The organism is Flavobacterium sp. H122 (genome assembly GCF_004959765.1).
Lineage (GTDB): Bacteria > Bacteroidota > Bacteroidia > Flavobacteriales > Flavobacteriaceae > Flavobacterium.
The window spans coordinates 34,618-58,854 of the sequence record NZ_SJZD01000007.1; the positions used below are offsets into that span (position 1 = coordinate 34,618).

The 24,237-nt window shown below is 35.5% G+C and carries 26 protein-coding genes, 6 tRNA genes and 1 riboswitch; of the genes, 17 read left to right on the forward strand and 15 right to left on the reverse strand.

The window, feature by feature from the left end:
• Nucleotides 1-72: 72 nt before the first annotated feature.
• From EZM65_RS11215 to tgt, 3 genes are read right to left on the reverse strand one after another with little or no spacing between them, the layout of a single operon-like run.
• Entirely contained in the window at nucleotides 73-957 is an 885-nt protein-coding gene (locus EZM65_RS11215) for a DMT family transporter (RefSeq protein WP_136668658.1), read from the reverse strand.
• Nucleotides 944-2,050, reverse strand: a complete 1,107-nt coding sequence (locus tag EZM65_RS11220; protein WP_136668659.1) for an LptF/LptG family permease — start codon at nucleotides 2,048-2,050, stop codon at nucleotides 944-946. The genes EZM65_RS11215 and EZM65_RS11220 overlap by 14 nt, the downstream gene beginning before the upstream one ends.
• Nucleotides 2,050-3,180: a tRNA guanosine(34) transglycosylase Tgt gene (gene tgt, locus EZM65_RS11225; RefSeq protein ID WP_136668660.1), complete on the reverse strand. Its 1,131-nt coding sequence runs from the start codon at nucleotides 3,178-3,180 to the stop codon at nucleotides 2,050-2,052. The genes EZM65_RS11220 and tgt overlap by 1 nt, the downstream gene beginning before the upstream one ends.
• Nucleotides 3,181-3,345: 165 nt before the next feature.
• Between tgt and EZM65_RS11230 the strand changes: the two genes are divergently transcribed.
• Entirely contained in the window at nucleotides 3,346-4,194 is an 849-nt protein-coding gene (locus EZM65_RS11230) for a transketolase (protein ID WP_136668661.1), read from the forward strand.
• Nucleotides 4,195-4,252: 58 nt separating this feature from the next.
• Nucleotides 4,253-5,206 carry a transketolase family protein gene (locus EZM65_RS11235; RefSeq protein WP_136668662.1) on the forward strand — a complete coding sequence of 318 codons (954 nt, stop codon included), beginning with the start codon at nucleotides 4,253-4,255 and terminating at the stop codon, nucleotides 5,204-5,206.
• 64 nt (nucleotides 5,207-5,270) lie between these two features.
• On the opposite strand, the gene EZM65_RS11240 is transcribed toward EZM65_RS11235, so the two are convergent.
• Nucleotides 5,271-6,302 (reverse strand): FKBP-type peptidyl-prolyl cis-trans isomerase, encoded by a 1,032-nt coding sequence (locus EZM65_RS11240; protein ID WP_136668663.1) that lies wholly within the window; start codon nucleotides 6,300-6,302, stop codon nucleotides 5,271-5,273.
• Between the two features lie 81 nt (nucleotides 6,303-6,383).
• On the opposite strand from EZM65_RS11240, the gene EZM65_RS11245 reads away from it, so the two are divergent.
• The 3 genes from EZM65_RS11245 to EZM65_RS11255 are packed head-to-tail and all read left to right on the forward strand — an operon-like array spanning nucleotide 6,384 to nucleotide 7,852.
• Nucleotides 6,384-6,779: an RNA-binding S4 domain-containing protein gene (locus tag EZM65_RS11245; RefSeq protein ID WP_136668664.1), complete on the forward strand. Its 396-nt coding sequence runs from the start codon at nucleotides 6,384-6,386 to the stop codon at nucleotides 6,777-6,779.
• Nucleotides 6,766-7,362, forward strand: a complete 597-nt coding sequence (locus EZM65_RS11250) for a methyltransferase domain-containing protein (protein ID WP_136668665.1) — start codon at nucleotides 6,766-6,768, stop codon at nucleotides 7,360-7,362. The genes EZM65_RS11245 and EZM65_RS11250 overlap by 14 nt, the downstream gene beginning before the upstream one ends.
• Entirely contained in the window at nucleotides 7,355-7,852 is a 498-nt protein-coding gene (locus EZM65_RS11255; RefSeq protein WP_136668666.1) for a phosphoribosyltransferase domain-containing protein, read from the forward strand. The genes EZM65_RS11250 and EZM65_RS11255 overlap by 8 nt, the downstream gene beginning before the upstream one ends.
• On the opposite strand, the gene EZM65_RS11260 is transcribed toward EZM65_RS11255, so the two are convergent.
• Entirely contained in the window at nucleotides 7,844-8,365 is a 522-nt protein-coding gene (locus EZM65_RS11260; protein ID WP_136668667.1) for a shikimate kinase, read from the reverse strand. The two genes, EZM65_RS11255 and EZM65_RS11260, sit on opposite strands and share 9 nt — an antisense overlap.
• 121 nt (nucleotides 8,366-8,486) lie before the next feature.
• Here EZM65_RS11260 and EZM65_RS11265 point away from each other — a divergent pair.
• The 6 genes from EZM65_RS11265 to EZM65_RS11290 all read left to right on the forward strand — a co-directional run bounded on the left by EZM65_RS11265 (nucleotide 8,487) and on the right by EZM65_RS11290 (nucleotide 9,109).
• Nucleotides 8,487-8,559, forward strand: a tRNA-Lys gene (locus tag EZM65_RS11265).
• Between the two features lie 35 nt (nucleotides 8,560-8,594).
• Nucleotides 8,595-8,667 (forward strand) — tRNA-Lys (locus EZM65_RS11270).
• A gap of 35 nt (nucleotides 8,668-8,702) precedes the next feature.
• Nucleotides 8,703-8,775 (forward strand) — tRNA-Lys (locus EZM65_RS11275).
• Between the two features lie 35 nt (nucleotides 8,776-8,810).
• Nucleotides 8,811-8,883: transfer RNA gene (locus EZM65_RS11280), tRNA-Lys, on the forward strand.
• Between the two features lie 35 nt (nucleotides 8,884-8,918).
• Nucleotides 8,919-8,991: transfer RNA gene (locus tag EZM65_RS11285), tRNA-Lys, on the forward strand.
• 36 nt (nucleotides 8,992-9,027) lie between these two features.
• Nucleotides 9,028-9,109: transfer RNA gene (locus EZM65_RS11290), tRNA-Leu, on the forward strand.
• A 24-nt stretch (nucleotides 9,110-9,133) separates the two neighbouring features.
• Here EZM65_RS11290 and EZM65_RS11295 read toward each other — a convergent pair.
• On the reverse strand, nucleotides 9,134-10,270 hold the full coding sequence (locus EZM65_RS11295) for a lycopene cyclase family protein (protein ID WP_136668668.1): 1,137 nt from the start codon (nucleotides 10,268-10,270) through the stop codon (nucleotides 9,134-9,136).
• Between the two features lie 76 nt (nucleotides 10,271-10,346).
• On the opposite strand from EZM65_RS11295, the gene EZM65_RS11300 reads away from it, so the two are divergent.
• The 4 genes from EZM65_RS11300 to EZM65_RS11315 are packed head-to-tail and all read left to right on the forward strand — an operon-like array spanning nucleotide 10,347 to nucleotide 14,060.
• Nucleotides 10,347-11,246 (forward strand): MerR family transcriptional regulator, encoded by a 900-nt coding sequence (locus EZM65_RS11300; protein ID WP_136668669.1) that lies wholly within the window; start codon nucleotides 10,347-10,349, stop codon nucleotides 11,244-11,246.
• A 53-nt stretch (nucleotides 11,247-11,299) separates the two neighbouring features.
• On the forward strand, nucleotides 11,300-12,760 hold the full coding sequence (locus EZM65_RS11305; protein WP_136668670.1) for an NAD(P)/FAD-dependent oxidoreductase: 1,461 nt from the start codon (nucleotides 11,300-11,302) through the stop codon (nucleotides 12,758-12,760).
• Between the two features lie 9 nt (nucleotides 12,761-12,769).
• Nucleotides 12,770-13,609 carry a phytoene/squalene synthase family protein gene (locus EZM65_RS11310; protein ID WP_136668671.1) on the forward strand — a complete coding sequence of 280 codons (840 nt, stop codon included), beginning with the start codon at nucleotides 12,770-12,772 and terminating at the stop codon, nucleotides 13,607-13,609.
• Nucleotide 13,610: 1 nt separating this feature from the next.
• Nucleotides 13,611-14,060 (forward strand): sterol desaturase family protein, encoded by a 450-nt coding sequence (locus EZM65_RS11315; protein ID WP_136668672.1) that lies wholly within the window; start codon nucleotides 13,611-13,613, stop codon nucleotides 14,058-14,060.
• A 25-nt stretch (nucleotides 14,061-14,085) separates the two neighbouring features.
• Here EZM65_RS11315 and EZM65_RS11320 read toward each other — a convergent pair whose 3' ends face one another.
• The 9 genes from EZM65_RS11320 to EZM65_RS11360 form a co-directional block, all read right to left on the reverse strand.
• On the reverse strand, nucleotides 14,086-14,601 hold the full coding sequence (locus EZM65_RS11320) for a DUF4252 domain-containing protein (RefSeq protein ID WP_136668673.1): 516 nt from the start codon (nucleotides 14,599-14,601) through the stop codon (nucleotides 14,086-14,088).
• Between the two features lies 1 nt (nucleotide 14,602).
• Complete coding sequence (locus tag EZM65_RS11325) at nucleotides 14,603-14,872, reverse strand: hypothetical protein (RefSeq protein WP_136668674.1); 270 nt, start codon at nucleotides 14,870-14,872, stop codon at nucleotides 14,603-14,605.
• Between the two features lie 107 nt (nucleotides 14,873-14,979).
• Nucleotides 14,980-16,893, reverse strand: a complete 1,914-nt coding sequence (locus EZM65_RS11330) for a TonB-dependent siderophore receptor (protein ID WP_136668675.1) — start codon at nucleotides 16,891-16,893, stop codon at nucleotides 14,980-14,982.
• A 79-nt stretch (nucleotides 16,894-16,972) separates the two neighbouring features.
• Nucleotides 16,973-17,178, reverse strand: a riboswitch (cobalamin riboswitch).
• A 190-nt stretch (nucleotides 17,179-17,368) separates the two neighbouring features.
• Nucleotides 17,369-17,890, reverse strand: coding sequence for an alpha-ribazole phosphatase (gene cobC, locus EZM65_RS11335; protein WP_136668676.1), 522 nt, complete (start codon nucleotides 17,888-17,890; stop codon nucleotides 17,369-17,371).
• Nucleotides 17,875-18,672: an adenosylcobinamide-GDP ribazoletransferase gene (locus EZM65_RS11340; RefSeq protein WP_136668677.1), complete on the reverse strand. Its 798-nt coding sequence runs from the start codon at nucleotides 18,670-18,672 to the stop codon at nucleotides 17,875-17,877. Before EZM65_RS11340 ends, cobC begins: the two co-directional genes overlap by 16 nt.
• A 1-nt stretch (nucleotide 18,673) precedes the next feature.
• Nucleotides 18,674-20,359: a nicotinate-nucleotide--dimethylbenzimidazole phosphoribosyltransferase gene (gene cobT / locus EZM65_RS11345; RefSeq protein ID WP_136668678.1), complete on the reverse strand. Its 1,686-nt coding sequence runs from the start codon at nucleotides 20,357-20,359 to the stop codon at nucleotides 18,674-18,676.
• Between the two features lie 8 nt (nucleotides 20,360-20,367).
• A complete protein-coding gene (locus tag EZM65_RS11350; RefSeq protein WP_136668679.1) occupies nucleotides 20,368-21,015 on the reverse strand; it encodes a diphthine--ammonia ligase in 648 nt (215 codons plus the stop codon).
• Nucleotide 21,016: 1 nt separating this feature from the next.
• Nucleotides 21,017-21,526 carry a bifunctional adenosylcobinamide kinase/adenosylcobinamide-phosphate guanylyltransferase gene (gene cobU, locus EZM65_RS11355; RefSeq protein WP_136668680.1) on the reverse strand — a complete coding sequence of 170 codons (510 nt, stop codon included), beginning with the start codon at nucleotides 21,524-21,526 and terminating at the stop codon, nucleotides 21,017-21,019.
• 75 nt (nucleotides 21,527-21,601) lie between these two features.
• Nucleotides 21,602-21,967, reverse strand: a complete 366-nt coding sequence (locus tag EZM65_RS11360; protein ID WP_136668681.1) for a DUF5522 domain-containing protein — start codon at nucleotides 21,965-21,967, stop codon at nucleotides 21,602-21,604.
• Between the two features lie 94 nt (nucleotides 21,968-22,061).
• Here EZM65_RS11360 and EZM65_RS11365 point away from each other — a divergent pair, with 94 nt between their 5' ends.
• Both EZM65_RS11365 and EZM65_RS11370 read left to right on the forward strand, forming a co-directional pair.
• Entirely contained in the window at nucleotides 22,062-23,204 is a 1,143-nt protein-coding gene (locus EZM65_RS11365) for an ABC transporter substrate-binding protein (protein WP_136668682.1), read from the forward strand.
• Between the two features lies 1 nt (nucleotide 23,205).
• Nucleotides 23,206-24,237: an iron ABC transporter permease gene (locus EZM65_RS11370; protein ID WP_136668683.1), complete on the forward strand. Its 1,032-nt coding sequence runs from the start codon at nucleotides 23,206-23,208 to the stop codon at nucleotides 24,235-24,237.

Below are 24,237 nucleotides of genomic sequence, written 5' to 3' on the forward strand. Positions count from 1 at the left end.
AATGGAGTTTTAAAGTAATATTTAATCTAAAGTTGCCTTTCGGCTCTATTTTTCTAAAAATCAAAAACTTAACTAGCTGTTTTTTTGACGGTTCTTCAAAATTGCATTCAAAATAACAGTCGACAATATCACCAAAGCACCAATGTAAAACTGGCTATCCATCTTTTCCTTGTCACCAAAAACCAATAAGGCTAAAATAATTCCGTAAATAGGCTCCAGATTTATGGTAAGCATTACGGTATAAGGACTTAAGTATTTCATCACTCCCACTGAAGCAATAAAAGCATAGGCTGTACAAACAGAACTCAAAACCAACAGCCACATGAAGTCTTCCCATGTTAAATGAAAGAAATCTGCCGAAAACTCTCCTTTATACAATATAAAAAGCGAAAAGAAAAAAACACCCCCTAAAAGCTCGTAAAATGAAATTACGGTAGGATTGTATTCTTTTGCGAATTTTCCATTGATTATAGAAAAGGAAGCTGATAAAAATGCAGAAGTTAAAGCCAGAATAATTCCGTAAACATATCTTGATTCAACTTTAAAAATCAAATAAAGTCCTGCGATAACAATTAAACCCAGAATTACTTCATAGGGAATGACTTTTCTTTTAAAGAAAATGGGCTCTAAAAGTGATGTAAAAAAAGCTCCGGTGGACAAACAGGCCAAAGTAACCGAAATATTCGAAACTTTGATGGCTTCAAAAAAAGTGTACCAATGCATCGCTATTACAAAGCCTGCCCCCAGAAACCGCAGCAGCAACGGAGTTGAAATCTTTAAATCGATTTTTCTGAATTGAATAAATCCCAAAATAAAAACAGATGCAAAAAGCATTCTGTACCATACTAAAGGCAATGCACCTATAGAAATAAGCGCTCCTAAAACAGCGGTAAATCCCCAGATAAAAACTATCAGATGGAGATGAAGATAACTTTTTAAAGTTTTATCGTTTTGCATTTTTTAATAGATAATAAGCTAAAACACCAAAAACAATATTAGGTATCCAGACAGCCACAAGCGGCGGAAAAGAAGACTGCTCTGCCATGGTTCCGAAAATCTTATCCAAAAATACATAAGTAAAAGCCACCGCAATACCTATCGCAAGATTTACTCCCATCCCACCTCTTCTTTTCATAGAAGAAACCGCAACAGCAATTATCGTTAAAATAAACGCAGAAACCGGTATACTGTACTTTCTGTATTTCACAACCAGATAGGTATTGATATTGGATGAACCTCTCTTTTTTTCTTTTTCAATAAATTCATTTAATTCGTTAGGCATCAACGTTTCCGCAATATACACTACCGGTGTCAGATCCTCAATTTCAAAATTGAATTTCATCTTTTTATTAGATTCAGATTCAATTTTATCATCCAGCTCACCTACCGTTCTTTTTGTATAACTCATCAAAGAATAATCCTTTGTTTTAGGATTATACATAATTGAGGAAGCCGTTATTTTGTAAAGCAGTTTATTTTTATCAAACTTTTCCAGAACAAAATTATATGCCGTTTTTGATTCTACATTCAAATTACTGGCATAAACGTATTCATTTTCACTGATTTGCCTGAAAACATCATTAGTCTGCCTCATTTCCTGACGCCCTCCTCCTTTCAAGTACATGTAACGGAAAGTTTTAAACCCCTCGCTGGCTTTAGGAACTAAAAAAAAACCCATCAACAAAGCAAACAAAGAGACCATTGTTGCTCCTATAATATAAGGTCTTAAAAAACGCTGGAACGAAATTCCGGAACTAAGTATCGCAACAATTTCGGTATTATTGGCTAATTTTGAAGTAAACCAGATAATTGACAGGAAAAGAAAAATTGGAAACAATAAGTTTGCAAAATAGACAATGAAATCCAGATAATAAGCTGCCACCTTACCAAAAGGAACATTATTTTCCAGTATTTTATTAATTTTTTCAGAAACATCCACTGTTATTCCTATAGGAATAAACAACAGCAACATAGCAGAAAAAGTCATCAAATACCTTTTCAGTATGTATCTATCAATCAGAGTTAACTTCGAAAACAGTTGTTTTAACATTATAATCGCTGGCTCATTTGTTTTACCATTTTATCTTTCCACTCACGGAAATCTCCCGCTAAGATATGTTTTCTTGCTTCACGAACCAACCACATATAAAAACCTAAGTTATGAATTGTTGCAATTTGTTTCCCTAAATATTCATCTGCAGCAAATAAATGACGCAAATAAGCCTTAGTATATTCAATATCTACAAAGGTGTGTCCCATTTCATCAATAGGCGAAAAATCATCTGCCCATTTTTTATTCTTAATATTAATTACCCCGTTTGCAGTAAACAGCATTCCGTTACGGGCATTACGTGTAGGCATCACACAATCAAACATATCAATACCTAACGCTATGTTTTCCAAAATATTAACCGGAGTCCCGACTCCCATAAGATATCTGGGTTTTTCTTTAGGAAGAATTGCCGTCACAACTTCAGTCATTGCATACATTTCCTCTGCCGGCTCACCAACAGAAAGTCCGCCTATCGCGTTTCCTACTGCACCTGCATTCGCAATATATTCAGCTGACTGCTGACGTAAATCTTTATAAGTGCTTCCCTGAACAATTGGAAAGAAAGCCTGATTGTAATCGTATTTAAGTGGTGTTTTATCCAAATGCGCAATACAACGATCCAACCAACGGTGTGTCATATGCATTGAGCGCTTGGCATAACGGTAATCACAAGGATATGGAGTACACTCATCAAACGCCATAATAATATCAGCTCCGATAGTTCTCTGAATTTCCATCACACTTTCCGGAGAAAAGAAATGATATGAGCCATCAATGTGAGATTTAAATTTAACTCCTTCTTCTTTAATTTTTCTGTTTGAAGAAAGAGAATATACCTGGTACCCGCCTGAATCTGTTAAAATATTACGGTCCCAATTCATGAATTTATGCAATCCCCCAGCCTGCTCAAGAATTTTTGTCTGTGGCCTTAAATATAAATGATAGGTGTTCCCTAAAATGATATCAGGGTTTATATCGTTTTTCAATTCACGCTGGTGCACCCCCTTAACAGAAGCAACTGTCCCTACAGGCATAAAAATTGGCGTTTCAATTACGCCGTGATCTGTAGTTATTTTCCCTGCTCTGGCCTGTGACTGAGGGTCTGTGTGTAATAATTCAAACTTCATAATGACTTTTCTTCCAAATATTTCGAACGGCAAAGATAGCCTATTGAATTCAGAAATTTGAAATTAGAAATTAGATTTTTAATTTCTTTAACGAATTGGCATTTTGATTTGGCAGTCGGTAAAATAAGAAGTAATTTTGGCCTCGTTAATAAAAAGCTATTAAAAATGTCTGACATTCAACAACTAACAAAATTTACAACACAAGTAAGAAGAGACATTCTTCGAATGGTGCATGCTGTAAATTCTGGTCACCCGGGAGGCTCTTTGGGTTGCGCCGAATTTTTCACTGTACTTTACCAACACTTAATGGACAGAAAGCCTGGATTTGATATGGACGGTATTGGAGAAGACATCTTCTTCTTATCAAACGGTCACATATCGCCGGTATTTTATTCAGTTTTAGCACGCAGCGGTTATTTCCCTGTGAAAGAACTGGCTACATTCCGTAAGTTAAATTCAAGATTGCAAGGTCACCCAACTACCCATGAAGGTTTACCCGGGGTAAGAATGGCATCCGGATCTTTAGGTCAGGGATTATCTGTCGCTATTGGCGCAGCACAAGCGAAGAAATTGAACAAAGACAAACATTTAGTATATGCTTTATGCGGTGACGGCGAATTACAGGAAGGCCAGAACTGGGAAGCAATCATGTATGCTTCTGCTAAAGGAGTGGACAATCTAATTGCTACTATTGATTTAAATGGTAAACAAATCGACGGAACTACTGATGAAGTTTTGTCAATGGGTAATGTAAAAGCAAAATTTGAAGCTTTTGACTGGGATGTTGTTGAAATCAAAGAAGGAAACGATATAGAAGCTATTATTGCAGGTATGACTCATGCAAAATCGTTATCAGGAAAAGGAAAACCGGTTTGCGTTTTATTGCACACAGAAATGGGACACGGTGTGGATTTCATGATGTACACACATGCCTGGCACGGGAAAGCACCTAATGACGAGCAATTGGAAAAAGCATTGGTGCAAAACCATTTAGAAGACGAAATCGATTATTAAAAAAGCTTTATGCTTTAAGCAATATGCCTTAAGCCTATAGCAACAGCTTATAAAAACAATGAAAAAATATACAAATCAAGGAAGTAAAGACACTCGTTCTGGTTTTGGAGCCGGAATGACCGAACTTGGTCAGAAGAATGAAAATGTAGTGGCACTTTGTGCTGACTTAATTGGTTCATTAAAATTTGACGAATTCAAAAAAAACCATCCTGAGCGTTTCTTTCAAATTGGAATCGCTGAAGCAAACATGATTGGTATTGCAGCTGGTTTAACAATAGGCGGTAAAATTCCTTTCACAGGAACATTTGCCAACTTTTCAACTGGTCGTGTTTATGACCAAATACGTCAATCTGTAGCTTATTCAGATAAAAACGTTAAAATCTGTGCTTCGCACGCAGGTTTAACTTTAGGGGAAGACGGCGCAACTCACCAAATCCTGGAAGATATCGGTTTAATGAAAATGCTGCCGGGAATGACTGTAATCAACACATGTGATTACAATCAGACTAAAGCCGCAACAATTGCACTGGCTGACCATCACGGTCCTGCTTATTTACGTTTTGGCCGTCCCGTAGTGCCTAATTTCACCTCTGCTGACGAGCCTTTTGTTATTGGAAAAGCAGTTATGTTAAATGAAGGAACTGATGTGACTATCGTCGCTACAGGACACTTAGTATGGGAAGCTTTAGTTGCTGCCGAAGCACTGGAAGCAAAAGGTATCTCTGCCGAAGTAATCAATATTCACACCATCAAACCTCTTGATGACGAGGCAATTTTAAAATCGGCTGCCAAAACAGGATGTGTAGTTACCGCAGAAGAACACAATATTCTAGGAGGACTAGGAGAAAGTGTTTCAAGATTACTAGCATTAAACAACCCTACTCCTCAGGAATTTGTAGCTGTTAATGACAGTTTTGGTGAATCAGGAACTCCTGAGCAGTTAATGGAAAAATACAAATTAAACGCACCAGCTATTATCGACGCTGTTGAAAAAGTAATGAAGAGAAAATAACATTCTTTTATATTCATCACTATAAAAAAATAACCGGGCAATGCCCGGTTATTTTTTTATAGTATTAATCACATCCATCATCATAATCAAGGTAACTTGGAATACCATCATTATCACAATCTTTTAGTTTTTCATTTTTTGATAAAATACCGTCATTATCATCATCTGTATCTAAGTAATCTTTCTTGCCGTCTAAATCAGAATCAAGACCATTTGAAGGAAAATGTTTTTTTGAATTTGCTATTTCCGTCTTGGTCAGATAATAATCAGCGTCATCATCAGTATCATACATATCCAAAACCCCATTAGCATCAGTATCGTTTTTCTTAGCAACATACATTCCCTGTGCCGTATCATAGACAAACTCTTCAATTACAGAATCCAAACCATCCCTGTCATGATCTATATAATTCATTTTCTTTAACGAAATATTAAAAATCAACGGAGCATATTTAGGAATATTGCCAGTCCCACTATTATAATAACCTAATGCAGACGGCATAAAAACCACTCCGGCTCCAAAATTTTCAAACACAGCACTTCCATTTGAATCCACACTGGAATCCCCTGTTTTAAGCAACGACACAAATTCTGTCCAGCCTTTAATATAACCAGCCTGACTCATCCAAGCAGGCTGCGTAACAGCTTCAAATTTACTACTCGCAATATATTCAATATATGTTTTAGGATCAGTCGAAGGTGTCACTTCTTCTTTTTTAGTATAAATATACTCTCCTTTATAGTTTGCAAAAATTGAATCTACTGCCGTAGGCTGTAAACCATTACCATCAGCAAATTTTATGTAGTACATCTTATGATCGTAATCATCTACTTTAACAATTTTTGTTTGTATATTAAATTCACTTCTGATAGACGGTAAATTATTTTCAGTTGTAATTTTAGTAAAAGATACATTATCAAGATCAGTACTCACTTCCATGTTGTACTCATCCAGAAATTTGTTAATTGCTAAATCATCAATAGGCGCTTGCTCCGCATAAGGTTTTTTAGGAGTTGATTTTGCTTCATCATCCTTATTACAAGACAAAACAATTACACTTAAAAATAATACTAATAGACTTCTTAAAATTTGCATTTTATTTTATTTTTTGAGTGCGCAAGATACAATTTTGATTTATTTTTGTTTTATATTTTAACGTAGTTTTTTCATTTATCTATGCGAATTGACAAATACTTATGGTGTGTACGCTATTATAAGACAAGAAATATGGTTACCGAAGTCTGTAAAAAAAACCACGTTACTGTCAACGGAATAACCGCCAAACCTTCTAAAGAAGTCTTTCCCGGCGACAAAGTCACTTTTCGTAAAGACCAGATTACCTATATAATTACTGTACTGGACATCCCCCCCAACCGGGTGGGCGCAAAGCTGGCAGACATTTACAGAAGAGACGAAACTCCTGAAGAATCTTTTGCTCATCTTGAGATGTTAAAACTTTCTAAAGCACATTACAGAAAATTTGGCGAAGGACGACCAACAAAAAAAGACCGCAGGGATTTAGACGATTTTGAGTTTGACACTAATGAAGAACAGGAAGATGAAACTGAATAGCGAATATTGGGAGAACAGATACCTAAACAATGAAACCGGCTGGGATGTTGGCACAATAACAAAACCTATTAAAGAATACATTGATCAAATTACCGACAGATCAATTAAAATCTTAATTCCAGGCTGTGGAAATTCTTATGAATTTGAATACTTAATTCAAAAAGGATTTACAAATGCTTATGTTTTGGATTACGCTGAAAGTCCGATTGAAAATTTAAAAAAGAAAGTCCCTGCTGAATTTCATAAAAATATAATTCATCAGGATTTTTTTGAACACAATCAAAAATACGACCTAATCATTGAACAGACTTTCTTTTGCGCCTTAAATCCAGAATTAAGAAAGAAATATGTCGAAAAAACACATTCTTTATTAAAAGAGAATGGAAAACTTGTTGGTTTACTATTTCAATTCCCTCTAACTGAAGTCGGCCCACCTTTTGGTGGTTCAAAAGAGGAATACTCAAATTTATTTACTGACTATTTCAATATTCAGACATTAGAAACAGCATATAACTCCATAAAACCAAGACAAGAAAACGAACTCTTTTTTATCTTTACCAAAAAACAACAACACAATGACTAAAAATATAATTTTAACCCATCAGGAAATTGAATTCAAAATTAAACGGATTGCGTATCAGATTTACGAAACGTTCATAGACGAAAATGAAATTGTAATTGCAGGAATTATAGGTAACGGAAGTATTTTTGCTGAGAAGATAATCAATGAATTACAAAAGATATCTCCTCTTAAAATTCATTTCTGCGAAGTTAAAATAGACAAGAAAAACCCAGAAGCTTCAATTGAGGTTTCACTTCCAAAAGAAGAGTACCACAACAAAGGACTTATTCTAATAGACGACGTTTTAAGCACAGGCACAACTCTGATCTATGGTGTTAGACATTTTTTAGATGTTCCGCTAAGCAAATTTAAAACTGCGGTACTAGTCGACAGGAACCACAAAAAATACCCTATTAAAGCCGATTTTAAAGGACTTTCCTTATCAACATCTATTCTTGAGCATGTTCAGGTAGTTTTTGAAGAAAACAACAACCACGCCTATTTAGAATAGGCGTGTAATTTCTTCTACAATTTCTTCAGGAGACTTATCATCAACCAAAACAATATATTTACACTGATTATAATAATAGCTTCTGTCAAAAAGATGTTTGGCTATATACTCTTCGGTTTCCTCTTCATTTAAATTATGCAATAAAGGACGGTTTGCCGTTTCGTTTTTAAGCCTGCTTACTAAAACCGGAATACTTGCTTTCAAGTACACTGAAAAAACGTCTTCATTTTGAAGAAAAACATGATTATCTGCATAACAGGGAGTACCTCCGCCAGTACTTAATACGTAAGACGAGTCACTTTGAATCATTTTTTTAAAAATTTCATGCTCTTTTTTCCTAAAAAAGACCTCACCTTTTTCAGAAAATATATCTTTTACCGATTTTTTCAGCTCATTTTCGATTAAAAAATCCAAATCCAGGAAGGATAAATTCAGTTTTTCCGCCAGAAGCTGGCCAATTTTTGTTTTCCCTGAGCCCATGTAGCCCACTAACACAATTTTTTTTACATTCATAAATACCTATAAATAAAGACTTTGAAAATCATTTAAAAAAAAAGACAAATTTATTATCATTTTACTTTGAAATGTTAAAAATAAGGTATTATATTTGCACCCGCAATCAGGAAATGATTTTGACTCCGTAGCTCAGTTGGTAGAGCACATCACTTTTAATGATGGGGTCCTGGGTTCGAGCCCCAGCGGGGTCACAAAGTAAGACTCAAAACATTTTCACGAAAGCATTGACTCCGTAGCTCAGTTGGTAGAGCACATCACTTTTAATGATGGGGTCCTGGGTTCGAGCCCCAGCGGGGTCACAAAGTAAGACTCAAAACATTTTCACGAAAGCATTGACTCCGTAGCTCAGTTGGTAGAGCACATCACTTTTAATGATGGGGTCCTGGGTTCGAGCCCCAGCGGGGTCACAAAGTAAGACTCAAAACATTTTCACGAAAGCATTGACTCCGTAGCTCAGTTGGTAGAGCACATCACTTTTAATGATGGGGTCCTGGGTTCGAGCCCCAGCGGGGTCACAAAGTAAGACTCAAAACATTTTCACGAAAGCATTGACTCCGTAGCTCAGTTGGTAGAGCACATCACTTTTAATGATGGGGTCCTGGGTTCGAGCCCCAGCGGGGTCACAAAAGTCAAACGAAAGTTTGACTTTTTTTGTTTAAGGCCACGTGGAGAAATTGGTAGACTCGCCATCTTGAGGGGGTGGTGTCGCAAGACGTGTCAGTTCGAATCTGATCGTGGTCACGAAATCCGCTCATGCGGATTTTTCTATTTTAAAATCCTTCTGAAAAAAGATTTCAGGAAAGGAAGCTTAGGACAACTCCATATAACTTTTAGATCTTCAAGAAACGTTGTTTCTTCATCTAAAAACTTCAAAATTACACCCGGATTACATCTGGCAAACATAGCAGAAAAAACCTCTTCTCCTAATTCGTTATTTCGGTAAAGCACATCAACAAACAAATCATCGTAAAAGGTAAACCGGTTTGCTTTTTTAAATTGGCCGAAATCCAACTCTTTCTTTTTTAAAAGCTCAATCAATCTATCAGTTTCCTTATCTGCATTTTTAAATGTAAAACCTGTACTTGCCTTTGTCCAGCCTCCGGCCGTTCCAATATTCAAAACTCTTTTTGTATTTTTTTTCCAAAAAGGAAAAGCCGTCATAGGGATACTCCCCTGCTCTTTTGCTGTAATCTTAAAATTTTTAACACCAGAATTTATAAGGTAGTTCTGAATCTCTTCTTCATATTCCTGCAATTTTAACAATTCAGCCGAAAACAGAGTATATTCAACCAAAGCTTTTCTTTGATTTAAAGGCAAAACATACATAAATCGGGTATTTCCCTTTTGAGGGACTGAAAAATCCATAAATAAGGCCGTATTCTCATCAAAAGCATCATTTTCCACTTCTATAAACCATCCTAAGAAATGCTGCTTTAAAACCGGATATTTTTTTTGCCTTTGTAAATCATCAAAGTTTAAAACAGAGTTGAACAAAAAATCGCATGAATACTGACCTTCATTTGTTTTTACCACAACTCCATCTGCAGTCTCATTATACGAAACAACCTTCTCTTTTATACATTTTACATTATGGACTCCCATCTGTTTTTTATAATAGTTATAGAATTTTTCGGATTCTATCATTTTATAGAAAAAACCATTTAAAACATCTTTTTTAATTTCTTTACAAATAAAAAGTGCTTTTTGCCACTTGCGGGTTGTCAAATCATCCCATTTACCATTTTCAGCTTCCCAAAAACACCAGGTTCTGTCATTTTTATCTTTTTCATCCGGCTCTAAAAGAAGCACAGACTTATTTAACAGCAAACCATTTTCTGCCATTTTAAGCAATGCCATCATAGCAGCCAGTCCCAAGCCCGAAAAAACATAATCATACTTCATTAGAAATGATTTTTAACAAAAATAAACATTCCTGACCATTTATTTTTTAATTTTGTTTAACTTATTTATCAGAACGATGAACAATATAAAATCAGTTTTCAGCATCAAAGACTTAGAAAATCTTTCAGGGATTAAAGCACACACAATCCGTATCTGGGAAAAAAGATATAACATTCTCGAACCTATGCGTACCGGCACGAATATAAGAATGTATGATTCTTTGAGTCTTCAAAAACTTTTAAACATTACCTTACTCCACAATCACGGGTATAAAATTTCCAAGATATCGAATTATAACGCTTCTAAAATTTCAGAATTAGCCAAAGAGATTATCAACGAAAAAAGTGCAAAAAATCATGCTGTAAGCGCTTTTAAAATGGCAATGATGAATTTTGACCAGACACTTTTCACAACGACTTACAATGAGCTTCTGTCTAAAAAAACTTTTAAAGACGTTTTTTCGGAAGTATTTATTCCCTTAATGGAGGAAATAGGCCTGTTATGGCAAACAGAAACAATTACGCCCGCACACGAACATTTTATAAGCCATCTGGTTAAACAAAAAATTCTTGTCAATACAGAAGCCATTCAAAGCACAACACCTATTCATGAAGATACAGTTTTTGTTCTTTTCCTGCCGTCAAACGAAATTCACGAATTAGGACTACTCTATTTAAACTACGTAATAATCAGACAAGGTTATAAAACAATATATCTATCTGAAAGTATCCCTATGGACAATTTAAAAGACATGACGAATTATTTTGATTCAATATGTTTTCTAACCTACATGACAGTTGAACCCGATAAGGACAAAATAAACGATTACATAAAAGAATTCGATCAAGACATATTATCAGCAACCAACAGCAAATTATGGATATGCGGCAGACTGACAAACTATATTGAAGAGCCGTTATTGAATTCATCCATTAAAGTATTCAATTCCCTTTTTGAGGTGTTAACAGAAATTTAAGAATTGTTCAAATTCATTTTGTTTAACTTTTGAGTAAATTTGTTGAACAAAATATGAAAAAAAACATTTCAATAATAGGATCAGGATTTTCTTCATTGGCTGCCGCTTGTTATTTAGCAAAGGCGGGCAATGAAGTAACCGTTTATGAAAAAAATGATACCATAGGAGGCAGAGCCAGACAATTAAAAAAAGACGGATTTACCTTTGACATTGGTCCCACCTGGTACTGGATGCCTGATGTTTTTGAACGCTTTTTTAATGACTTTGACAAAAACCCATCTGACTATTACGAACTGATAAAACTTTCTCCTGCCTATCAGGTTTATTTTGACATAAACGACTACATAACTATTGGAGACAATCTAGACGGCATTAAACAAACTTTTGAAACAATAGAGACCGGAAGCGGTGAAAAACTGGAAAATTTCATTAAAGAAGCTAAAAGCAATTACGACATCGCCATCAAAGAATTAGTTTATCGTCCCGGAGAATCTCCTCTGGAATTAATAACCTTTGAAACGGCCAAAAAAGCAACTCAGTTTTTCAGTACTATTTCAAAAGATGTCAGAAAGAAATTTAAAAACAAACGACTGATTCAGATTTTAGAATTCCCTGTGCTTTTTTTAGGAGCAAAACCATCAAACACCCCCTCCTTTTACAGTTTTATGAATTATGCCGATTTTGGTCTTGGCACTTTCCATCCAAAAAACGGTATGTACAGTGTTATTCTGGCTATGGAAACCTTAGCAAAAGAACTCGGTGTAAAAATAAAGACAAAAGCCAATGTTGAAAAAATTGAAGTTGAAAACGGAAAAGCAGCAGCAATAATAGTAAATGGAAACATCGTTGAAACTGACATTGTTTTATCAGGCGCCGATTATCATCACTCGGAAACTTTATTGGAAACAAAACACAGAGCATATTCTGAAAAGTATTGGAATCAGAAAACATTTGCACCGTCATCGCTACTTTTTTATGTTGGTTTTGACAAAAAAATAAACAACGTAGAACATCATTCGCTGTTTTTTGACACCGATTTTGATATTCATGCTCAAGACATATATGATAATCCAAAATGGCCTGAAGAACCTTTGTTTTATGCAAGTTTTCCATCAAAAACCGACAGCAATTCGGCACCGGAAGGAAAAGAAGCAGGTATTTTCTTAATTCCACTTGCTCCCGGACTGGAAGATACGCCCGCTTTAAGAAAAGTTTATTTCGATAAAATCATGACAAGACTGGAAAAACTGACGCAGCAAGAATTAAAATCCAGTATACTATTTAAAGAATCATTCTGTGTGAATGATTTCATAAAAGAATACAACTCGTACAAAGGCAATGCCTACGGAATGGCAAATACCCTTTTACAAACAGCTTTTCTCCGCCCTAAATTAAGAAGTAAAAAAGTAAAGGATTTATACTTCACAGGACAACTAACAGTTCCTGGTCCGGGTGTCCCGCCTGCATTAATTTCAGGAAAACTGGCAGCGCAACTAATCGAAAAATATTCTTAAAAGGAAATTATGAAAGCACTATTCGACAAAATCTCAAATGACTGCAGTAAGATTGTTACCCAAACTTACAGTACTTCATTTTCCACGGCAGTAAAAATGCTGGCTCCGGGTATCCGTCAGGATATTTACAACATATATGGGTTTGTGAGGTTTGCTGATGAAATAGTGGATTCTTTTCATGATTACGATAAAGAAGCACTTTTTACGATGTTTGAAACCGATTTGAAAAATGCCTTAAAGAATAAAATCAGTTTAAACCCTATATTAAATGCTTTCCAGCATACGGCTAACAAATACAATATCCCTGACGAACTTATTGACGCCTTCATGAATAGTATGCGGCTGGATTTATTTAAAAAAGTATACACAACTAAAGAAGATTATCACCAATACATTTACGGCAGTGCGGATGTTGTGGGTTTAATGTGTTTAAAAGTCTTTGTCAAAGGAAATAATGAGGTGTACGAAAAACTCAAACATGCAGCAATGAAGCTGGGCTCAGCATTTCAAAAAGTCAATTTTTTAAGGGATTTGAAAGCTGATTTTGAAGATTTGGACAGAACTTATTTTCCAAATGCCGATTTGAACAACCTCAACGAAAAATCCAAACAGGATATTATTCAGGATATTGAACAAGATTTTGCCGAAGGATTTGAAGGAATCAAAAACTTACCGTTAGAAGCTAAATTTGGCGTTTATACTGCGTATATTTACTACAGAACACTTTTAACCAAACTAAAAAAAACACCGTCAACCGAAATAAAACACACACGCATACGTGTACCGGATTATCAAAAAGTAAGTTTACTTGCCAACTGTTATGTAAAATACCGATTAAATCTATTATAAGATGATAATTCACATTATAGTATTTGCTGCAACATTCTGTTTTATGGAATTCATGGCTTGGTTTAGCCACAAATACATTATGCATGGCATTTTATGGTATTTGCATGCGGATCATCACAAAAAAGACCATGATTCGTGGTTTGAAAGAAACGATGCTTTTTTTATTTTCTATGCACTGGTGAGTATCGGGTTTTTCCTTTTATGGAAATACGATATCCTCAGTATAGGACTGGCGATCGGCATTGGCATTTTCGTTTATGGATTAGCTTATTTTATGGTTCATGATATTTTTATACATCAACGTTTTAAGCTTTTTAGAAATGCTGATAACAGGTATGCAAAAGCAGTCCGAAGAGCTCATAAAATGCATCATAAACATATAGGAAAAGAAGAAGGAGAATGTTTTGGAATGTTAATAGTACCCTGGAAATATTTTAAAAATGCAAAATGAAAAAGTCCTCGACTGAGGACTTTTGTTATTTCTTTGAAGCTTTATTCAATTCATCTCCACCCGGAAGGTTCATTCTTTTTGTCAGTAATGAAATATCATTGATATTAAAATCCCCGGTCAATGACATTAATACGGTTTCGCTTCCTTTTATTCCGGTTCCTTCAATAAACATCAGCAATTCGCTTACATTACTTGAACCCGCTATTGATTTGACATAAATCTTGGAACTTTTGCCGTTTTCATTAACACGCATCAATTCTTCCAAACCTGAGCTGTATTTATCAACGTTTCCACGCATATCGGCTGTAACTTTAGCACTGCCGGTTTTATAAACTTTTAAGTTTTCCAGCTTCTTAATCAGGTTTAAATATACCTGATCTTCTTTACTTTCCATTTTTACTTTACTCATCAGTTCAAACATCTTTTTATTTACAATTACAGATGTTACATTTTCCTGATTTTCATATTTTTCAAACGGAATCTGTGCATTTGAATAAAAAGGCAATAAAATTATGGCGAATAAAAAAACCAGTTTTTTCATATTATTTTTCATTTTTGAATATTTTGTTTTTAGTCAATTCGTATTCTTTTATTTCTTCTGCATTTTTTATGCCAGAATTTATTTTTAAAGATAACAGATTCAATGCTTTTTGAGTTTCCCTGAAGGCTTCTTCCGGGGTTTTACACGTACCCAATTCATTTCCAGTCACTTCAGACTTACCCTCATTCAAATAAAAGAAAATCATAGCACAGGTCAACAATACACCGAACAAACTAAAAATCAATATAAAATCTTTTCTTTTTTTACTCATTCTTTATGTGGTTTCTAACAAATGTACGAAAAATACTTTCAAAATTATGGAAACAAAAATCCCGGTTCGAATAAACAAACCGGGACTGCAAATTGCTTTATATTATATTAAAACATGAAATTAAAACCTACTTTAAAGTTTCTGCCTCTGGTGCTGAACCCTCTCACTTCAACAAAATCTCTATCCAAAATATTGTCTACACTGCCAAAAACATTCATTCTGTCTTTAACTAACTGGTAACGTACGTTTGCATTAACCAATTGATAATCTTTAAGAGTTTCTTTCATTAATACCGGATCCCATGTAGGCGGTAAATAAACGGTGTACTCATAAGGTCTGTCACCTACAAATTGGTATGATACATTAACACCTAATTTAGAAGTAGCCTGATAATCCAATGAAGCATTTACTTTTTGCTTGGGATTTAACACTCTTGACTGTTTAGAAAGTTCTGAAAATGTATAATTGGCATTAAATTTTATTTTATCATTAACAGCATATTCAAAATTTGTTTCAACTCCTCTTATGTTATTTTTACCTTCAACATTATAATATTTATAGGTCATTAAATCAAAACCAATTGCATTTTCTTCTTCTCTGTAAAAAGCAACAGCGTTAATTTTAACTTTTTCTGATAACAACTCAGCTTCAAATCCCGCTTCAATTGTTGCGTCTTCCTCAGGATTTAGCTTAAGATCTCCGTAAGATGAGTACAATTGATATAAACTTGGAGAAATAAAAGCAGTACTATAAGATGCAATTAATTTCAAAGGCAATTCTTTAAAACTAAATGAAGGATTAATGTTGTAAACCAAATTATTACCATACTTACTATGAATGTTATAACGGGCGCCTGCATTAATATTCAAACCTGATTCAGAATTATAAACAGCAGTAAAATAAGGATCAATCATATTAAATTTAGCTGTCTCTTTCGAAATTGATGCATATTGACTTTCGTTGGACATCTCATGAAATTGAAATTGAGCTCCTGTAACAATAAATAAATTATCTAACACCTGATATTTATTGTAAACATCAGTATTGACACTCCTTGATTTAAAATAAGTAAATGATCCGTAGTTAAAAAAGTCTCTGGTGATTACATTAGCACCGGAATTGATTACGAATTCTCCTTTTTTATATTTCAGTTTAGGCGAAAAGCCTACTCTGTATTGCTCAGAAAGACTGAAGTTTTCCAAATTATCAGCAAATGAACCCGAGTCAAATTCATTCTTCATGCGGTCATAATCAGCAAAGAAGTCCAATGTTAATTTTTTACCAGGCGTAAATCCTAATTTAATCATTGAATTTACTCTTGAAAAATTATCATCTTCAAAAGTTGTATAATCGTTTGATGGTTTAGCTTCAGATATCCCACTGCTTTCAGTACTGTTCAATGAAGCAAAATAATTAAACCCTTTTAGTTTACCGTTAACAGATAATCCTTGATTATATTCCTTAGGATTGAAATCATTTTGCCTTGAAACATTCTGAGTACCTATATTCATGTATGCGTTTCCGGCAATAGCTTTACTCGATGCTTTCTTCAAAGTAATATTGATTACACCTGTTGCCGCTCCGGAACCGTATAGGGTACTGGAAGCACCTTTCATGATTTCAATACTTTCAATCTGGTCAACAGAAAGCAATCGTAAATCATATGACAAACTGATTCCTGACGCGTCTGTTACCGGAATTCCGTCAATCAATATCAAAACCTGATGATTTCTTCCTCCTCTCAGATAAATCCCTAAATCTTTACCGTTACGACTCTGATTACCGTTGATTTCAACACCGGCAACAGTACTCAAAACCGCTGCAACTGATTGTCCGGCTTTTTTCTTTAAATCTTCTGCGGTAATTTTCGCAATAACTTTTCCGGATTTTTCTTTAGACAAATCAAATTTTGAATCTGAAATAACCACTTCATTCAGATTAAGTGTAGAATCATTTTCCTGGGCAAATACGCCAAGTGAGGCCAATACAAAAGCACTAACCAATGCAATTTTTTTGTTCATTTTCAATTAAACATTTGTAATACTAAAATGGGAGAAAAGTATAGAATTTACCCATACCCAAACTTTTTTTCCCGAAAGTTTGATACTCTGTGTACTAGGCAGGTCTCCTGGCTTGCGTCTTGTTGTTTACCTTCCCGTCTCGTTGTTTCGCAACGGGACAGTGGTATGTAGATAACAACAAGCATAATAGCTTACAGTTGCGGGTACAGCTCAGGTTTTGAACCTGATTCCCTTTTTAATGTGTTTTACAAAAGCAAAACTACAACCTCAATACGGGTGCAAATATAGGATTCAGATTATGAATAATGCAAATTATATCTGAATTTTAATTATTTTTTTAGAAAATGTTAAACCAAAAAGTTTATTTCTTCTTCTTTTTATATCTTTTATAAAGTATAACCGAAATAACCACAACATGGATCAATACAATCGTATAAACCGCGTACATAAATTCTCTTGAATCTGTATTCATAATTTAAAGTATAATTTTAATCACCTGTCCGAAATCAACTTTATTAGAGAAAGCATCTTTCAAATCAAGGTTCATCTGTTTGCATAAAAAACTTCTAATCACTCCCGCGTGGGTAACTATTACTAAAGGAAAAGCAGTATCGCTTCTTTTTTCCTCGATGAAAGAAAGAACCCTGTCGTACAACTCCACAAACGATTCTCCTCCGGGAACTTTTACATTAACGAAATCTTTCATCCAAGGATCAATCTCTTCAGAAGGAATTTCATCCCAATTTTTTAATTCCCAATCCCCGAAATCCATTTCCATCAACCTTTTGTCTGTCTTAAACGCCGAAGGCGCCAGATAATCAGCCAAAAGCATACAGCGTTGCAACGGACTGGAATAAACAACAGCATTTTCAGGCAATTGCTTTACTATTTCCTCAAATTGACCCAAAAATGGTTCGGCTATTTCAACATCTGCTTGACCATAACAAATCCCTTTGGCACAAACTGTTTCTGTATGGCGAACTAAATAAATTTCCATAACGCAATTACCGATAAATAAAACACCACTTCACATACTTGCTGTGTCGCTCCTAAACAATCTCCTGTGTAACCGTCAATCCATTTTTGGAAATATCGAGCCAAATACACTCGCATCAAAAAAACAGGAATCAACATGAAAATAAATTGCCACTGAAAATAGGAAATAACTAATAATGGTAACAACCCAAAAAAGAAGGCTCCTACCACTTCACGCCATGTAAAACTTTTTGCAATTGGTTTACTTTTACTCGTAGCATCTTCACGAGAATATTGATGGGTAAAAACTATAGAAACAGCAGCTAATCTGCTTAATGCATGAGCGCTTACAAAAATTAAAAAATATAAGAAGTATGAATTCACATAAGATACATTTACTTTACTTAAAAGAAGATATGTTGACATCAATTTCAGCAACAAAAGCAAAACCACGCCAATAGCTCCGTAGGCACCTATAGCACTGTCTTTCATAATTAGCAATATCTTTTCTTTTGTCCAGCCACCACCAAAACCATCACATACATCTGCAAAACCATCTTCATGAAAAGCACCAGTAACTAAAATTGAAGCTATCATTGAAAATAGCACTCCAATTTCGGGACCCATCAAATAATCAAAAAGACAAAACGTTCCAAATGCAACTGTCCCCACAATCCACCCTACTAAAGGAAAATAACGGGAAGCTTTATTAAGATAATCAGGGTCATGATTGATATTTTTCGGACAGGGAATCCGGGTATAAAACATCAAGGCAGTAAAAAAAATATCCAATTCTTTTTTCATCTTATAATCTTTCTTTATTACTGACTCCGGCACTTTCAAAGCTTGCCATTTTATTTAAAAAGGCAGTCGCCGAATGCAGGATAGGCATTACAACCGCACAACCTGTTCCTTCTCCCAATCGCAGATCCAATTGCAAAACAGCTTTTGCATTCATATAATCCAACAATTTTGCATGTGCCTGTTCAGCAGATTGATGGCTGAATACAGCTTTTTTAATAATTTCCGGCTGCTTTGTATAGGCAATAAGGAAAGCCACACTGCAAATGAAACCGTCCACCAAAATCAGCATATTGTTTCGATACGCTTCCAGCATTCCGCCGGCCATCTGTAAAATTTCAAATCCTCCGAAATAGGCCAGTTTATCTTCTAAAACTTCTGTTCCTTGATAAGATTCTATTGCTTTACGTAATATTTCGCTTTTAAATTTCAACTTTTCATCATTCACCCCCGTTCCTTTTCCCACACATTCTTCAATTAAAATCCCTGTAATGATACTCATCAAGACAGAAGCTGTGGAAGTATTACCTATTCCCATTTCACCAAAACCAATACAGTTACTACCTTTTTGGGCAATTTGTGTTACAATTTCGCTTCCTTTTTCAAAACATAATTCCATCTGACTTTTAGTCATCGCCGGTCCGTGCAGGAAAGATTGTGTTCCTTTGGCAATTGAAGCTGCAATCAGTTTTGCATTAGGCGGAAAATCATAATTAACGCCTGCATTTACGATTGATAAATCAATAGCATTCTGTTCACAAAAAACATTTATAGCAGCTCCGCCTTCAAGGAAATTTGTCACCATCTGACGGGTAACATCCTGTGGATAGGCACTCACACCGTGTGCTGCAATGCCGTGATCGGCCGCAAAAACAACAATGTTTGGTTGTTTGATTTCAGGTGTTAATGACTGAAAAACTGTCCCAATTTGTAGCGCTAAGGTTTCTAAAATACCCAAAGCGCCTGTGGGTTTGGTTTTATTATCTATCTTATATTGTAATTCCGTTTGAAGTTTTTTACTATCGAGAGTATCTACAGAAGATTCATGATGTTTTTCGACTGTTTCTTGATATATTTCAGTTATTTCCTGAACAAAGGGATGTTCCTCTTTTTGCCTCCAATGCAATTGCTGCAACATGGGTTGGTTATCGTAATTAGTGGCTGGTTTTCCTATACAGAAATACCCTAATGGTTCAATATGTTCGGGTAAATTCAATATTTTTTTAAACTGATAATAATTCAGTATCGAAACCCAACCCATGGAATAACCTTGTTCCGTTAAGGATAACCAAATGTTTTGTGCTGCACATACAGCACTGAATTTTATTGCTTCATTACTACCAACAGTGCCAATGGTAAAATTATTTAGCACAGAACGGTCATAACAAATCACCATTCCAAGAGGCGCTTCCTCAATGGCCTCCAGCTTTAGTGATTGGTATTGTTCTTTTTGAGTAGCATTATCCGTTTGATTAGCCGCCTTTTCATCATATTCCATGAATAGGCTTTTAATCGCTTTTTTAATTTCAACGGATTTTATGATATAATACTTAGTCGCATTAGTCAAACCCACAGAAGGAGCCCAATGTCCTGCTTGCAGGGCTTTTTCCACAACCGAATCTGGTACTGCATCATCTAAAAAATGACGCGTATCACGGCGGGATTTCATTATATCATCTAAATAACTCATAAATTATTCTAATTGGATTCCCAGACTACAAAACAGTAGTCATTATAGGTTTTGGCAGTATATTTTGGCAATGTTACCGGCTCAGAAAATAACGGACAATTGATTACCATGGTGTGGAATTCTCCGTTTTCACCGCAGGGATCGATTCCTTTGGCTTCCAATTCTTCCGCCAGTTCCAGTGTCATGATTTTACCCAGATAATCTTCTCCCATTTGAGTGTTGCAGGATACAATCATCGTTTGAATACCTCCTTCTATCATTTCTCTGACTAATTTTATCCTATCCTGCTGCCATAAGGGTAAAACCGCTTCCAATCCGGCTGCTTTACAAACTTTTTCTTCCCAATCCCTGTGTGGCTGTAAATCAATATCACCGAAAACTGCGCTGTCCAATCCAAATTCTGCTTTCAACAGCTGTAGTGTTTCAATAAATTTAGTTTCGTAGTCATTCCAAGTCGCGGGAACAGTAACAATAGGTACATTCAGTTTTTCAGCCTGTTGCTTTAAAATAGCTAACGGCAAACCATGAGAGCGTGAAACCTGGCCGTTTTCATTCATCATATTCAGTAAAACCTTTGGTTGTAAACCCAAAGAAATTGCCTTCATCATAGCATAGCAGGAATCTTTTCCACCGCTCCAGGAAGTCATAAAATTCATCTTATCCTTTTATTTTTACCGGAATTCCAGAAACCATTAATACGACCTCATCGGCATTTTTTGCCAGATATTGGTTCATCCAGCCCTGTAATTCGGTGAATTTTCTTCCAATGTGTGTTTCGGCATGTACGCCCATCCCTATTTCATTGGTAATAATGATAACCGTTGCATTTTCCTGTTTAACCAAAGCATCGAATTCGGCTTTAGCCTGTTCCAAACAAAGTTCCAAATCATTTTTGGTATCCACAAAAAAATTGGTTAACCAAAGCGTCACACAATCTATAATGGCCACCTTACCTGAAAAATCTATTTCACTAAGATGCTTTTCTTTTTCTACATTAATCCAGCGTTCGTCTCTCTCAGCCTGATGACGGTCAATTCTTTTCTGGAAATCACCGTCCCATTTTCTTGCCGTGGCTACATACATTGGATTTGGTGAAAGCTCCATGGCCAAATCCTGAGCGTAACTGCTTTTTCCGGAGCGCTCACCTCCTGTTATCAGATAAATCATTTTTTTATTGCTTTAAGCTGTATGCATTATGCAGTAAGCTCCTTAGTGTTTTTTCTATGTTCTTTCTTCTTTCCTCTACTTATAAGGGCAATGTCTGCATCCGTTATCACAGCAATAGCCTCTTTTTAAATGATGCCACGGTTTAAAAACGTAATTCCCGTCTTCAATATAATAATCAATTCCTTCCTGCAAACTTCCTGCCTTGGGTAAATCTTTAGCTTTATTTGTTAAAGCATTTTCAGGTGTCACAGTAGCGACATAATCTTCAATCTTAACCGAACAGGCTTGTTTAAAGCAATCAGGACACAAACAGTCAATTATATCAGAAGGAGTAAAAATGGGCGGAAAATCATTGCACCAGCATTTATTACCATCTAAAGTGTCTCCGCAATTGAACTCGGTTTTACAGGTTGAACATTTTTTAACTCGTATGGTATTCATGCCGTAAAGATAGTGTTTGTCGATTTTTGGAATAAAAAAGAATCCGATTTTTTTTGCAAATTCTTTTACCTTTGCGGAAAATAAACACAAACTAATGAAGACTTTTCTCTATAAAGCCCTTTTTATTTCTTTTTTTGTATTTAACATCAGCTGTAAACAAAACGAAAAAACAGAAACCGTAAAAAATACTGCTACGCAGGAAGTAATTGAATACGCAAGCGGACTTTCAATTCAGAAATATGAAGGATATTCCATAGTAAAAGTGACAAATCCGTGGCCGGAAGCCAACAAAGATTTTACCTATGTCCTGAAAGAAGAAAAAGGCGTTGTTCCGGACAGCCTGCAAAAATACACAACTGTAGCAGTTCCATTGAAATCCATCGTGGTGACTTCTACGACCAATGTACCTTTCCTTGAAATGCTGGGTGTGGAAAACAAACTGGTGGGATTCCCTCATACCGATTATATCTCTTCTGTAAGAACAAGAGCACTTATCGATAAAGGTATCGTAAAAAACGTGGGACAGAATGAACGTTTAAACATGGAGAAACTAATCGACCTTTCTCCTGAACTGATTGTTACGTTCGGTGTGGATAACAATAATCCGATGATCAAAAATCTTGAAAAAAGCGGACTGAAAGTAATGATTCAGGGCGACTGGATGGAACAATCTCCACTTGGAAAAGCGGAATGGTTAAAACTATATGCCGCTTTATTCGGGAAAGAAAAAGAAGCGGATGTATTATTTGATAATATCGTAAAAGAATATAATGAAGCTTTATCAGCTGTAAAAAACAAACAGGCTAAAGCAACCGTTTTATATGGGAACATGTACCAAGATCAATGGTTTGTGGCCAAAGGAAACAGCTGGGTTGCCCAATTCTTAAAAGATGCCAAATCCAAATATATCTGGGCTGATGTAGAAGGTACCGGAAGTCTAGCACTTACTTTTGAAAAAGTACTGGAAAAAGCTAAAAGTGCAGATGTATGGATTGCTGCTGGTACTTTTAAAACATTAAAAGACCTGTCTACAAACAATCCTCATTATATTCAGTTTGATGCCTTTCAGAAGAAAAGCATCTACACTTTTGAAAGTAAATTGGGAGCTACAGGAGGAACCGTTTATTATGAATTGGGACCAAGTCGCCCCGATCTAATATTAAAAGATTACATCAAAATATTCCATCCAGAATTACTCCCGGGTTATACACTTACTTTTGCAGAAAAACTAAAATAAATTGGTTAATCATAAACGAAATATTCAACTATTTATACTCCTTGGATTAGGTTTGTTATTACTTTTACTAGTTAACATTAGTTTCGGTTCTGTAACCATCCCTTTCAAAGAAGTTGTAAATAGCTTAACCGGCGGGGAAGCCAGTAAATCGACCTGGGAATACATCATCATTAATTATAGGTTACCCAAAGCCATTACCGCTATTTTAGTCGGAATGGGACTTTCCATCAGTGGCCTTTTAATGCAAACTTTATTCCGCAATCCGCTCGCAGGACCTGACGTTTTGGGTTTAAGCTCCGGGGCGAGTTTAAGTGTTGCCTTCGTGATACTGGGCGCCGGATTGCTGCCTCCTTTTTTAAGTTCGATGTTTTTATCCCCCTATGGCTTGGTAATTGCATCAACTTTAGGAAGTTTTGCCGTATTGCTATTGGTATTAGTTGTTTCACAAAAATTACGTGACACCATGGCAATCCTGATCTTAGGATTAATGTTCGGAAGTTTTACCAGTGCCATTGTGGGTATTTTAACTTTTTTCAGTTCTGCGGAACAATTACAAAAATTTACTTTTTGGTCTTTAGGAAATCTTGGAAACCTCTCCTGGTTTTCCATTGTTATACTCTCCATTTCGGTACTTTTGGGATTACTAATCAGCTTGCTGAGCATAAAGTCTTTGAATGCCTTATTGTTAGGCGAAAACTATGCACGCAGTTTAGGTTTGAATTTCAAAAAAACACGCTTACTCATTATATTAGCAACCAGCATATTAGCTGGAAGCATAACTGCATTTGCCGGACCAATTGCTTTTGTGGGATTAGCAGTTCCACATATCGCCAAATTAATTTTCCAAACGAGTAATCATTTCATTTTATATTGGAGCACATTACTCCTTGGAGCAGCTATCATGCTGATTTGTGATGTCATTTCACAAATGCCAGGCTTTGAAATTACATTACCAATTAATGCCATAACTTCTATTTTTGGTGCACCAGTCGTGGTTTGGTTATTAATCAGAAAACAAAAAATAGTGAGTTAA

Coding starts and splice junctions, on each gene's coding strand:
- EZM65_RS11215 (WP_136668658.1), bottom strand. CDS start 957: ATGCAAAACGATAAAACTTTAAAAAGTTATCTTCATCTCCATCTGATA.
- EZM65_RS11220 (WP_136668659.1), bottom strand. CDS start 2,050: ATGTTAAAACAACTGTTTTCGAAGTTAACTCTGATTGATAGATACATA.
- tgt (WP_136668660.1), bottom strand. CDS start 3,180: ATGAAGTTTGAATTATTACACACAGACCCTCAGTCACAGGCCAGAGCA.
- EZM65_RS11230 (WP_136668661.1), top strand. CDS start 3,346: ATGTCTGACATTCAACAACTAACAAAATTTACAACACAAGTAAGAAGA.
- EZM65_RS11235 (WP_136668662.1), top strand. CDS start 4,253: ATGAAAAAATATACAAATCAAGGAAGTAAAGACACTCGTTCTGGTTTT.
- EZM65_RS11240 (WP_136668663.1), bottom strand. CDS start 6,302: ATGCAAATTTTAAGAAGTCTATTAGTATTATTTTTAAGTGTAATTGTT.
- EZM65_RS11245 (WP_136668664.1), top strand. CDS start 6,384: ATGCGAATTGACAAATACTTATGGTGTGTACGCTATTATAAGACAAGA.
- EZM65_RS11250 (WP_136668665.1), top strand. CDS start 6,766: ATGAAACTGAATAGCGAATATTGGGAGAACAGATACCTAAACAATGAA.
- EZM65_RS11255 (WP_136668666.1), top strand. CDS start 7,355: ATGACTAAAAATATAATTTTAACCCATCAGGAAATTGAATTCAAAATT.
- EZM65_RS11260 (WP_136668667.1), bottom strand. CDS start 8,365: ATGAATGTAAAAAAAATTGTGTTAGTGGGCTACATGGGCTCAGGGAAA.
- EZM65_RS11295 (WP_136668668.1), bottom strand. CDS start 10,270: ATGAAGTATGATTATGTTTTTTCGGGCTTGGGACTGGCTGCTATGATG.
- EZM65_RS11300 (WP_136668669.1), top strand. CDS start 10,347: ATGAACAATATAAAATCAGTTTTCAGCATCAAAGACTTAGAAAATCTT.
- EZM65_RS11305 (WP_136668670.1), top strand. CDS start 11,300: ATGAAAAAAAACATTTCAATAATAGGATCAGGATTTTCTTCATTGGCT.
- EZM65_RS11310 (WP_136668671.1), top strand. CDS start 12,770: ATGAAAGCACTATTCGACAAAATCTCAAATGACTGCAGTAAGATTGTT.
- EZM65_RS11315 (WP_136668672.1), top strand. CDS start 13,611: ATGATAATTCACATTATAGTATTTGCTGCAACATTCTGTTTTATGGAA.
- EZM65_RS11320 (WP_136668673.1), bottom strand. CDS start 14,601: ATGAAAAAACTGGTTTTTTTATTCGCCATAATTTTATTGCCTTTTTAT.
- EZM65_RS11325 (WP_136668674.1), bottom strand. CDS start 14,872: ATGAGTAAAAAAAGAAAAGATTTTATATTGATTTTTAGTTTGTTCGGT.
- EZM65_RS11330 (WP_136668675.1), bottom strand. CDS start 16,893: ATGAACAAAAAAATTGCATTGGTTAGTGCTTTTGTATTGGCCTCACTT.
- cobC (WP_136668676.1), bottom strand. CDS start 17,890: ATGGAAATTTATTTAGTTCGCCATACAGAAACAGTTTGTGCCAAAGGG.
- EZM65_RS11340 (WP_136668677.1), bottom strand. CDS start 18,672: ATGAAAAAAGAATTGGATATTTTTTTTACTGCCTTGATGTTTTATACC.
- cobT (WP_136668678.1), bottom strand. CDS start 20,359: ATGAGTTATTTAGATGATATAATGAAATCCCGCCGTGATACGCGTCAT.
- EZM65_RS11350 (WP_136668679.1), bottom strand. CDS start 21,015: ATGAATTTTATGACTTCCTGGAGCGGTGGAAAAGATTCCTGCTATGCT.
- cobU (WP_136668680.1), bottom strand. CDS start 21,526: ATGATTTATCTGATAACAGGAGGTGAGCGCTCCGGAAAAAGCAGTTAC.
- EZM65_RS11360 (WP_136668681.1), bottom strand. CDS start 21,967: ATGAATACCATACGAGTTAAAAAATGTTCAACCTGTAAAACCGAGTTC.
- EZM65_RS11365 (WP_136668682.1), top strand. CDS start 22,062: ATGAAGACTTTTCTCTATAAAGCCCTTTTTATTTCTTTTTTTGTATTT.